11 protein-coding genes are annotated in these 10,989 nt (G+C 64.7%); 4 read left to right on the plus strand and 7 right to left on the minus strand.

What is annotated here, in order from left to right:
* The 6 genes from ABW137_RS13585 to ABW137_RS13610 form a co-directional block, all read right to left on the minus strand.
* Positions 1-618, minus strand: a 618-nt coding sequence (locus ABW137_RS13585) for an HAD family hydrolase (RefSeq protein WP_526400706.1), incomplete at its 3' end; no start/stop codon positions are given.
* The gene (locus ABW137_RS13590; RefSeq protein ID WP_526400708.1) at positions 615-1,955 is read right to left on the minus strand and encodes a class-III pyridoxal-phosphate-dependent aminotransferase; all 1,341 of its coding nucleotides are present in this window, start codon (positions 1,953-1,955) and stop codon (positions 615-617) included. The genes ABW137_RS13590 and ABW137_RS13585, both read right to left, overlap by 4 nt.
* A 30-nt stretch (positions 1,956-1,985) precedes the next feature.
* Positions 1,986-2,969: a phosphotransferase gene (locus ABW137_RS13595; RefSeq protein WP_526400710.1), complete on the minus strand. Its 984-nt coding sequence runs from the start codon at positions 2,967-2,969 to the stop codon at positions 1,986-1,988.
* Positions 2,966-3,745, minus strand: coding sequence for a phosphotransferase family protein (locus ABW137_RS13600; RefSeq protein ID WP_526400712.1), 780 nt, complete (start codon positions 3,743-3,745; stop codon positions 2,966-2,968). Before ABW137_RS13600 ends, ABW137_RS13595 begins: the two co-directional genes overlap by 4 nt.
* A gap of 127 nt (positions 3,746-3,872) precedes the next feature.
* On the minus strand, positions 3,873-5,327 hold the full coding sequence (locus ABW137_RS13605) for an amidase (protein WP_526400714.1): 1,455 nt from the start codon (positions 5,325-5,327) through the stop codon (positions 3,873-3,875).
* Positions 5,324-6,265, minus strand: a complete 942-nt coding sequence (locus tag ABW137_RS13610) for an SDR family NAD(P)-dependent oxidoreductase (RefSeq protein ID WP_526400716.1) — start codon at positions 6,263-6,265, stop codon at positions 5,324-5,326. Before ABW137_RS13610 ends, ABW137_RS13605 begins: the two co-directional genes overlap by 4 nt.
* Before the next feature lie 46 nt (positions 6,266-6,311).
* On the opposite strand from ABW137_RS13610, the gene ABW137_RS13615 reads away from it, so the two are divergent.
* The 3 genes from ABW137_RS13615 (at position 6,312) to ABW137_RS13625 (ending at position 9,063) form a co-directional block, all read left to right on the plus strand.
* Positions 6,312-7,154 carry a GntR family transcriptional regulator gene (locus ABW137_RS13615; protein WP_526400718.1) on the plus strand — a complete coding sequence of 281 codons (843 nt, stop codon included), beginning with the start codon at positions 6,312-6,314 and terminating at the stop codon, positions 7,152-7,154.
* Between the two features lie 110 nt (positions 7,155-7,264).
* Positions 7,265-7,519, plus strand: a complete 255-nt coding sequence (locus ABW137_RS13620) for a hypothetical protein (RefSeq protein ID WP_526400720.1) — start codon at positions 7,265-7,267, stop codon at positions 7,517-7,519.
* Positions 7,516-9,063: a sodium:solute symporter family protein gene (locus ABW137_RS13625; RefSeq protein ID WP_526400722.1), complete on the plus strand. Its 1,548-nt coding sequence runs from the start codon at positions 7,516-7,518 to the stop codon at positions 9,061-9,063. The genes ABW137_RS13620 and ABW137_RS13625 overlap by 4 nt, the downstream gene beginning before the upstream one ends.
* A 9-nt stretch (positions 9,064-9,072) precedes the next feature.
* Here the strand turns inward: ABW137_RS13625 and ABW137_RS13630 are convergent, their stop codons facing one another.
* Positions 9,073-10,323, minus strand: a complete 1,251-nt coding sequence (locus ABW137_RS13630; RefSeq protein WP_526400724.1) for an FAD-dependent oxidoreductase — start codon at positions 10,321-10,323, stop codon at positions 9,073-9,075.
* Between the two features lie 52 nt (positions 10,324-10,375).
* Here ABW137_RS13630 and ABW137_RS13635 point away from each other — a divergent pair, with 52 nt between their 5' ends.
* Entirely contained in the window at positions 10,376-10,948 is a 573-nt protein-coding gene (locus tag ABW137_RS13635; RefSeq protein WP_526400726.1) for a TetR/AcrR family transcriptional regulator, read from the plus strand.
* Positions 10,949-10,989 lie beyond the last annotated feature (41 nt).

The raw sequence follows: 10,989 nt of genomic DNA on the forward strand, positions 1-10,989 counted from the left end.
CGACCTACCGAGGAGGGTTCCCCATCGGGCCTCGTAGAGGTCGGAGTCGATCTCGGCGTCCAGCGGTACCGCGATGCGCGTGAGGCCGGCGCGTCCGGCTGAGGTGAGACCGAGGACGGAATCCTCGATCGCCACACACTTTTCGGGTGCGACGCCGAGGTGGCGGGCCGCGAGGAGGTACGGCTCGGGATGTGGCTTGCCGTGGACTACGTCGTCGCCGGTGATCACCACGTCGAACGGCAGCGCCTCTGACTGGTCGAGCAAGACCGAGACGGTATCGCGATAGGTCATCGTCACCAACGCACACGGGAGCCCGGCAGCTTCGACCGAATCGAGGAGTTCTAGCGCACCTGGCCGCCACGGGACGGCCGCGCGCATCCGTTCCGTAACGTGATCGACAACCGCCGCAACGATTTCCGAGGTGGGGCGGGCGAGTCCCGCGCGCTGCAGCAGCACCGAGAAATCCGGGAGTGCGGTGCCCACCGACGCGAGCCGGTCGGCTTCAGTCCACGCGCCGCCAGCGGCCTCCACCATCTCTGCGCCGATGTCGGAGTACAGATGCTCGGACTCGAGAAGGGTGCCGTCGAGATCGAAGAGGATTGCCGACGGCCGGGTCATGCAGCCGACTTCGCAGTGTCGTCGAGGGCGGTGGCGAGAGTGCAGACGAGGCGATCGGCGTCGACGTCGTCGTAACTGAGCAGAGGCCGGATCTTGAGCACATTCGAGTGCGGACCCGCCACCGACAACAGCACACCCCGATCGCGCATGCGGTTCACCACCGCGAGCGTGCGCTCGGCGTCCGGTTGGGTGGTGCCGGGGCTGACGATCTCGACGCCGTGGAACATGCCTGCTCCACGGACGTCGCCGATGCACGGGTGGTGGTGACCGAGTTCATTGAGATCATCGAGGATCCGCGCTCCGAGCTTCTCGGCGTGCTCGGCCAATCCCTCCGACTGAATCACGTCGAGAACGGCTCGTGCTGCCGCCACCGGCACGCTGCTTCCGCCAAAGGTGTTGAAGTAGGGGACGCTAGTGCCGAACGCATGCAAGACATCGTCGGTCGCGACCATCGCGGCGACGGGCATACCGTTGCCCATCGGCTTTCCGAGGGTGATCAGGTCCGGCGTCACGCCATGCCGCGCGAATCCCCAGAACTGGGCACCGGTTCGCCCGAATCCCGGTTGTACCTCGTCGGCGATGAACACCGCACCCGCCTCACGTGCGGCCGCGACTGCTGGGCCCAGGACACTCTGGTCGGGCAAGACTCCATCGGAAGCGAAGATCGTGTCCACGATGAACGCCGAGGGTGTGATTCCTGAAGCTCGGAGATCGGCGAATGCCGACCGAACCTGATCGGCGAACCAGGCACCGAGCCCTTCAGATGGCGTACGACGAAGGGAATCCGGAGCCTCGACGGTGCGTACGTGCGGTTCGAGCATGTCCGCACCGATTGCCGGCGAGATCGCGGCGACCGCTGCACTGGTTCCGTGGTACGCCTCGCGAGTGACCACGATCCCGGTTCCGCCGGTTGCCTTCGCCGCCACCCGCAGGGCCAGGTCGTTGGCCTCCGAACCGGAATTGGTGAACATCACGTGGGCCAGCTCGTCGGGGAACGTCGCGAGCAACTGCTCGGAGTACTCCACGATTCCGCGCTGCAGATAGCGTGAATGCGTGTTCAGCTGGGCCATCTGGTCGTGCACGGCCTGCACCACCGCCGGGTGCGCATGGCCGATGCTGGCGACGTTGTTGTACGCATCGAGGTACTCCTCGCCGTTCGGCCCGTATAGGTAGCTTCCCTTCCCCCGGACCACGTGAACCGGACGTCGGTAGAACAGACGGTAACTGGGTCCGAGAACCCGCATCCGCCGCAACACGAGGTCGCGATCCTCCGGTGTCAGTGCGGCGAGATCGTCAACGCGGAATGCGTTTCCGTCGATGACACTCGAGTTGGTCATGTCGTTCTCTCCTTGATGTGCGCGGATCGATCAGAGCGCGTGCAGCCACTGACCCCAACGCGGGTCGGCAATCTTCGTCCGAGCGCGCGCAAGCTTCCACGCGCCGTACTTGTAGTAATCGAAATCCCATGCCGTGTTGAGTGTTTGATTGACACATCCCCACAGTCCCCATTTCAGGTCGCCGACTGCCGAAACGACATGGAGGCGTGCCACTGCATCCCATCGCGCCGAGCCATACATCTCCTCGACACATTGCAGCGTCGTTTGTTCGTCGTAGAAGAACTCGGTGACGGCGACCGCGAGCTCATAGGAACGCTCGTTGTTGGAGGCGAACTCGAAATCGACCAATTGCATGGGCTTTCCCGGGGCGATCAGGAAGTTGCCAGGCATCGGGTCGTTGTGGCATGGGACGATGTCGAGTCCAGAGGCGTAGAACGCTGCCTTCGCGGCGGAATACTCCCGCAGGAGAGTGCTGGTGAACGGTGGCACCTCGACGCCCATCTCCCTTACCTGTTCGAGGTGCTCGTCGGTGAGATCGAAGATGGTCTTCGTCACCGGGAGTTTCTCGATCTGCTGAAATGCCTTGTGCAACCGCAGCACGGACTCCGTTGTCTGCCAACGCTTCAAGTCCCCGTTGGTGCAGGCGCGGTAACCTTCCAGGAACTCGACGATCTCGATCCCGGTATCCGGGTAGAAGCGGACGATGCGGGGGCTGATGCCGAGTTCCCCGGCGCGCATCGCCGCCACGTGGGAGTTGTCCCGATCGATGAATTCGTCCGTTCCTTCACCGGGAACCTTGAGGAAGTACGCAATCGATTCACCTGCGACATCGATCCGCCAGTTGCTGTTCTGCAATCCGCCCGTGACAGGCGAATAGCGGATCTCGCGCCCCGACCACTCCGTCACGTCCCGGAGACACTCTTCGACTTTGAGTTCCTCGGGTGTCTGCCCAGTGCCGAGGCGACGCGTACCCGTTGGTGTCGGGTCGTAGTCGTGGTCCGTCCGCGTCGTCATGCCAGTCTCCGGAGGTAGTCGTCCATCCGCCGATCCCCGATCGCCGTTCGCGCCCAAGAGAACATCCAGTCCGAGAACTTCGAATACTCCAGCGTCCCTGGATCGCAGTGATCGGCCCACGCACCGATCAGTCCGCCCCTGACGGCTTCGGCGGCGGCATAGCATTGGGCCCGGGCGAACAGCCTGGGATCGAAATCACCCCACGCCTCCTCGAACAACTCTTCGGCGTCGTCACGCCCGAATGCGAGTTCGAGGATGAGTGAACCCACGTCCTGGATGGGGTCTGCACGTGTCGCCCAGTCGTGGTCGAGCAGGGCGATCGCTCCGGTCGAGCGGTCGATCGCGACGTTGGAACTGTTGGCGTCCCCATGGATCAGGGCGAGGTCGTAGTGGGTCTCATTGATCCGAAGTTCGGCCTCAGCCAGGGTGTTCAACATCCAGGCGACGTCTTTGGGAAGGTAGGCGTTCACGGTGGTGAGTTGGTCGTGAAGTGAGCGAACGTCGTCGAACACGGTTTGCTCACGAGCTTCGGGAACGGTCAGGTCCCACACTGCTCGCCGAGTCCGGATCAGTGCTGAACGGCGCTCGGCGGTGCCGAAGTCGGCGAGGGATGCCGTCGAATGTGTCTCGGTCAGATCGTCCATCACCAGCCATCCCTCGGTGACGTCGGCGTCCAGTACGCGTGGCCCCAAAGCGGCCTCGCCGACCGCCGTCGTGACCGCGAACGACGACGCGACGTCGATGTAGGTCTGGGCGCAGACGGTCAGCGTCTTCACGAAAACGGTTGTGCCGGAGTCCGTGGCCCGTTGTCGCGAGCGATGTGAATCTGCGCCCCACCATTGCGGGCTGGCCATCGTCGGCGCAGGTTGGGCGAGCGTGTCATCCCTTGAGAGCGCGATCACGTCATTCGCCGTCCGAATGGCCTGCGGCGAAGCATTCGGACGGGAGCGGGGGCAGGTCGAGCGGTCGTTCCGGCCACGTGTACGTGACCGGTCGTCTGGCCTCGAGCCATTCGGTCACGGCCAGGACCCGCGCATCGGAGAATCGTGGCCCGGCGATCTGAACGCCGATCGGCATTCCGTGACTCATCCCGAAGCCGACGGTCGAAGCCGGCTGCCCGGTCTGGTTGAACCAGCACGTGAACGAACAATGTTCTACCGGCGCCGCGGGATTGAGGCCGATCATCTCTGCGCGATGGCCGAGGCCGGGCAGGACGGGTGACAGCACGACGTCGAACGGGGCGAGGGTCGCCGTAACGTGGGCGGCCGATGCCGCCACCTCGCTGAGGTCGGTTTCGTGCTGGGCGGCACTGATTCCGTCGGCGGCGGACGACCACTGCACGATGTCGTCCAACACGTCACGGCGGTGTTCGGCGTCGAGGGCGGCCCACTCGGTGCGCGCGCGAACGGCGAAGAGTCGGTCGAGCGCGTCGAACGGATTGGTGGTGAACACCGGGGGAATCTCGCTCACCTGCGCGCCGGCGTCGGTCAGGCGGTGGGCGGCGTCGAGGACCACGGTGCGCACTTCGTCCAGAACGGCGAAGCCGTACCCCATGTCGAGCATGACCCCGACTCGAAGTCCGGTGACCGCGGCGTCACCCAGCTCGGCAGCGCCCAGCTCGATTGGCCCGCCGGGCAGGCTCAGGTGATCGCGGGAATCCGGTTGCGAGAGAACCGAGAACAATTCGGCGGCCTCGCGGACGGTGCGGGCCATCGGCCCGGCAGAGCGAACCATGCTTGGCGCCAAGTGGGGGATGCGGCCCTGTGTCGGCTTGAGAGCGACGAGTCCGCAGTGGGCCGCGGGTAGGCGGACCGAGCCGGCGATGTCGCTGCCCACCGACATCGATCCGATTCCCGCGGCAAGGCTGGCCGCCGCTCCAGCGCTTGATCCGCCGGGACTCATCGCGAGGTTCCACGGATTGCGGACGATGCCGTAGAGCGAACTGACTCCGGATGCCAACATCCCAAAGTCCGGCATCGTCGTCTTGGCGAAGATGACCGCGCCTGCTTGCTTGAGTCTGGCTGCCGGCGGCGAGTCGAAGTCGGAGTCGGCCAGGTGGCGATGTCCCGCCGAGCCGTGGCGCCACGGCGTGGACTTCGCGGAGACGCTGTCCTTGATGGATATCGGGATCCCGTCCAGGACGCCGAGGGGCGAGCCATCGGCCCACCGCGCTGCCGACGCCCGTGCCTGTTCTCGCGCTTGGTCGGCGTTGAGGTAGGCGATCGCGTTGAGCTGGGTGTCGACATCGGCGACCTTCCCGAGCGTCGCGTCCAACACCTCGACCGGCGTCAGCTCGCCGGACGCGTATGCGTCTCGGAGGTCGGCAGCCGTCCGGTGCGCGGCGACGGCGGCAGTCATCGTGTCACCACCGGAGTTCCGACGAGCCATCCGCCGTCGACCACGAGGATCTCGCCAACGATGTGATCTGACAACGGCGAGCACAAGAACAACACCGAATCGGCGATTTGGGCGGGTGACGCCCATTTGCCATTCGGCGTCTGTTTCTCCAGCGCGTCGCGGATCGATGAGTCGTACAGTGCGGTCATGTCCGTCTCCACGAAGCCCGGCGCAACTGAGTTGATGTTGATACCCATTGGGGCGTAGTCGATCCCAGCTTGACGGGTGAGGTTGACCACCGCTGCCTTCGCCGAGCAATAGGCGGCGAAGCCAGGATTGGCCCTCAGTCCGCTGATGGACGTGATGTTGACGATCTTCCCCTTGCGCCCGGCAGCGAGCATGGCCCGGACGGCCGCACGCATGCAGTAGAACGTTCCGTCGACATTGATCCGGAACTGGTCGCGCCACATCTCGTCCGTGGTGTCGGTCAGTGATCCCGCGAGCAGCGCACCAGCGTTGTTGACCAAGATGTCGAGACCGTGTTCCGACTCGACCCGTTCGACCACCGACGCCACCTGATCAGCGTCGGAGATGTCGAGTTCCCACGATTCGGCCCGCCCACCGCGATCGACGATCGTCTGCCAGGTTGCCGTGTCGCGGTCGGCCCTGTGATCGGAACGATCGGCGATCACCACCCGCGCGCCGGCCTCGGCCAGTCTCAAGGCCGTCGCCCGGCCGATGCCCCGCGACCCACCGGTCACCAGCGCTGTTCGATTCGTCAAGTCGAGCATTTGGCCCACTCCCTTGCGTCTGTGACATCTGCGGCGGTACACGTGCGCCGCTTGCAGTCCGGCGCTCGCGATTAGCGGTAGGCTCGATCTGAACCATTTATGGTTCAGCTCTGCTACCGTAATGGTACGTAAAGGTACACCACCGCAGTGCAAATGGGTCAAGGCCACACAGCGATTCAGCTCGGCGAATGAGCAGGGAGGGACGAGCGGAACGATGAGTTCAGCTGAGCAGGTCCACCAGACGCTCGTGCGGCTGTGCGACGAATTTCGTGGTCGTGGTGTCGCCAGGCTTCCCGCCGAACGCGACCTGGCGGACAGACTCGGCGCCTCCCGCAGCACGGTCCGGCGAGTCCTCAACGAGATGGAGAAGGCCGGCTCCATCTATCGCATGCGCGGCCGCGCCGGCGGCGCCTTCCTCACCGGTGTCCCGACGGATCCGATCACCCCCGGTGAGGTTCCCGACATGGGTGGCCCTTCCCGCAAGGTGATCCGCGACCTCAATCACGCCGTCGGGCTGCCAAAGATGCTGTCGGACCAGGGATTCAACGTCGGCACGCAGGTGATCAGGGCCGGACTGGAAGCACCGGCTGAGGCCGTGCGGACGTTCTTTGGCCTGGTCGAGAACCAACCGGTGGTGTCCCTGCTCCGCGTCCGCTACGCCGATGGCGAGGCGCTGTCCCTCGAGCACGTGTTCCTGCCCGCGCACCGACTGCCTGGACTTCTGCACCATCCGCTCAATCAGTCGATCTACGAACTACTCGCCAAGGAGTACGACGTTCAGGTCGCTAGGTCGAGCGAAGCGATCGAGGCCACGGTATGTCCGCCCTCAGCATCGGACATGCTTGGCACCTCCGTCGATGCGCCGCTATTGAAGGTGACCCGCCAGTCCTGGGACGACACCGACCTGCCCATCGAGTACTCCGTCGACCTGTTCCGTGCCGATCGCACCCGGCTCACGGTCCACACCGACGTGGCCAGCAAGAAGAGTCGGGTGGTCCCGTTGGACCAAAGTAGTGACTTTCCACAAACCATTCCGCAATCCGTAACGACCATTTAACATACCTTTCACGACCGCGGTGTGAACATAAATGGTTCAGACGCATCGTCGTCGCGTGTCGCCGCCATTGGTCGCGGCACTCACTTCTTCAGACACACGAGGGTATGGACATGAAACGAAGACTCGCTATGTTGCCGCCACGGCCGGTGAAGGCCATCCTGATCGGGATCTACTCGATCGCCCTCCTGATGGCGATCGTGCCGCCGTTCTACCTGTCGGCCAGCGGCAACGCGACGGTCATCGCGGGGATGCCGGCCGCGATCCTCTACTGGATCGTCAACGCGGTTCTCGTCGCGTTCGCGCTGACGGCGCTCTACGTCTACGAAGATGCCCGCGGCGAGTTGGACGAGGAGATCGCGCCATGATGATCATGCTCGGAATGCTCGTGGCGTTCTACGCCATCGTCGTGGCGATCTTGTACGTCACACAACAGACGACCAAACCGACCTTCAACGAATACGCCGTCGGAAATCGGAGCTACGGACCGTGGTTCATCGCGATGTCGTACATCAACTCCTGGTGGCCCGGCTCGACCTTCATCGCATTCTTCGGTCTTGCAACGGGTTACGGAATCTTTGGCTTCTACGGGCTGGCGTACTCCACCCTCGGGGTGGCCTTCATGTACTTCATGGCAACCCGCGCATGGCGGTGGGGAGCGGCATACGGCTTGCGCACACAGCCCGATCTGCTGGGAAGGAGATTCGATTCGACAACGGTGCGCCGCATCGCCAGCGCGATCGGTGTGATCTCGTTGTTCCCGTGGATCGTCCTCGGAATGCAGGCGCTCGGGGTGATCTTCGAGATTGCCAGTGCCGGTCACTGGAGCGTGACGACCTGTCTGATCGTCGGGCTCCTGTCGATCGTGGTGCGCCAGTTCTGGACGGTCAAGATGGGCATGCGAGGCCTCATCATGACGGACGTGTTCCAAGGCGCCGTGGCGTACGGCGGCGCGATGATCGTTTGTCTGTTGATGCTCCTCGGGATCGGCTCGACGCCGGTCTCGTTCTCTGATCTCGGGCACGTCGCCGAGCAGTACCTTCGCGTTCCCGGGGATGGTGACGGCTACGGGCCGTGGTATCTGTTCAGCCTCATCCTCACCGGAGTCGTCGGTTCGCTCTGCTGGCCAACGAGTTTCCAGCGCATCTACACCGCCTCCGGAGTTCGCTCGGTGAAGTCGGGCACCGTCCGCACCGTCTTCCTTTCTGGCGCGTTCTACACGCTGCTGATGCTGGTCGGCATCGCCGCGGCGGGCAGCGCGGGCGTGATCGACGCACCGCAGGATGGATGGTTCACCCTGCTCAACGACTACGGGGGCACCTGGCTCCTCGGTTTGGCGGTGACGATCGTGTTCGCGGCGTCGATGGGCCACATCGACGGCGCCGTCCAGGTCAGCGGGCTCCAGATCGCCAACGACCTCATCGGTGTCAGTGGCCGCTTCACGGACGGTCAGCTGACGAAGATCGCCAAGGGCTCGATGGTCATCGCGATGGTATTGGCAGCCGTACTCGCCTTCGCCACGCACGAGATGCCCAGGTTGCAGCTGCTCGCCCAGATCAGCTACCAGGGAATCGTGCAACTTGCCGTGCCGCTCTTCCTCGGCATCTTCTGGAAGGGTGGCAACAAGTACGGCGCCAACGTCGGCATGGTCGGCGGGTTCATCGTGGCTGCGGTGCTCACCTGGATCTATCCCGATGACATCCGTGCGCTCGGTTCGATAACGGGAGGCATCATCGGACTGGTCGTCAATCTGGTTCTCTACCTGTCGGTCTCGGCGGCGACCGGCCGCACCGATGCCGACCGCTCTCGAGTCGAAGCGTTCTTCGCCGTTGCGCGCGGAGCGCGCGCGGCGTCGGTTGACGAGGCATCGTCCGGATCGCCAACCGAAGCGGCGGTGCACTCCGGCAACTGATCACGATGGCTAGGCGAGGTGTCCGTCGGGTCGTACGAGTCCGGCCTCGGTCTTGACGGGCTGTCCAGTGCCCAAGCGCTCGAACAGGTTTCCGCCGTCTGGCAGTGGAAGGTTCGGGACGCGTCTCCCGGTGCCGTAGGCGACGCTGAGCCCGGAGAGACGCTCGGCGAGTTCGCGGGACATGTCCGGCGCCGTCGCGATCAGCCCGCTCAACACCGCGCGTAGCGCCTGCCCTTCGGGTGAGTAGGCGGTCATCAGCGCAGTCTGGGCCCTGGTGTGTTCAAGTAGGTTCGCGCCGACGGGGTGGCGCTCCTCGTGGTAGGTGTCGAGCAGCGCTTGGTCGGCTTGCCCGGTCAGGACGGCGGCAAGCTTCCAGCCGAGGTTGTGCGCATCCTGGATGCCGACGTTCATGCCGACGCCGCCGGTCGGGAAGTGCATGTGGGCTGCGTCTCCGGCCAGCAACACATCGCCCTTGCGGTAGGTCACGGCCTGCCGGGTCTCGTTGCCGAAGCGCGACAGCCACACCGGGTCGCGCATGCCGAAGTCGGTGCCTGCGATCTGGCGGACCGTCGTCCGCAGCTCATCGAGGGTGAGTTCGCCGGGCCATTCTGGGCGGTTGGTGGCGGGATCGCCACCGACAAGGCGATGAATCCCGCCGGGCAGCGGGACGATCATCACGGAGCCGTCGACACCGCTGATGGTTGTCACACCGCCGCGCGGCGGAGCGTCGAGCATCACGTCACCGAGCCAACCCCACGTCGTGGCATCGGTACCGGGAAAGTCGATGCCCGCCGCGGTACGGACGGTGCTGCGGGTCCCGTCGCAGCCCACCACGTAGCGAGCGCCGAGCACCTCGCCGTCGGACAGCTCGACACCGTTGTCCCTCAACCCGACGACACGGCAGTTACGCCGGATCGTGGCGCCCATCCGGCGAGCACGCGCTTCGAGCAGTTCCTCGGTGCGCGCCTGCAGTAGGGCGAGGGTAAACGCGTATGGCGTATCCAGCACCGAGAAGTTCATCCGATCCGGCAGCCCGCCGAAATGCCCGTTCGGAATGCGGATGCCCTCAGATAGGAACGGCTCCGCGACGCCGCGACTGGCGAAGATCTCGATCGTCCGGGGATGGATCGTAAGTGCCTTGGAATTGGGGTCCCGAGAGCCTCTCGCCTCGACCACCGTGACGGACGCTCCGCCCAGCCGCAGCTCCCCGGCAAGCCACAAACCGGTGGGACCGGCGCCCACGACCACGACATCTACCATCACACGCTCCCTTGGTCACTGACTAATTGGCTGGATCGATTACACTTGGTCGGTGACCAAGAGTCAAGCGGACATCGTGCACGCCGCAATCGACCTCCTCGACGAGCAGGGCTCCAGTGCGGTCTCCATTCGCGCCGTCGCGCGGCGCCTCGAGGTGCAGATGAACACCGTCCTGTGGCACACCAAATCCAAGGCCCGGCTGGAGGAGTTGATGGCCGACGCGATCGTCGCCGGTGTTTCACTCGACGACTTGCCGCAGCACTGGAGCGAGCGCGCGACCGAGATCGCCCGCCGCTATCGACGCGCGCTGCTAGCCCACCGTGACGGTGCCGCGGTCGTGGCCGGCACCTACGCGGCCGAACCGGCCACGTTGGACGTCGCCGAGGCGCTTGTCGCGGCGTTGCTTGATGGCGGTCTGTCCAACCGCAAGGCCGCCTGGACATGCTGGAGCCTCATCTACTTCATCCTCGGACTGTGCCAGGAAGAACAGGCCCTGCCCGTCCGCTCCATCGGCGATCTCGCAGTGGGACAACGACCCGCGCTGCAGCGCGTGCTGGCCTTCCTCACCGAAGAATCCTTCGACGAACGATTCGAGTACGGCGTGGCAAAGCTTCTCGCGCAATAGCGTTCCGACGTCGACCAAGCCAAGGGGTCTCGGCGACGTCG

Source organism: Mycobacterium sp., from assembly GCF_040509115.1.
Lineage (GTDB): Bacteria > Actinomycetota > Actinomycetes > Mycobacteriales > Mycobacteriaceae > Mycobacterium.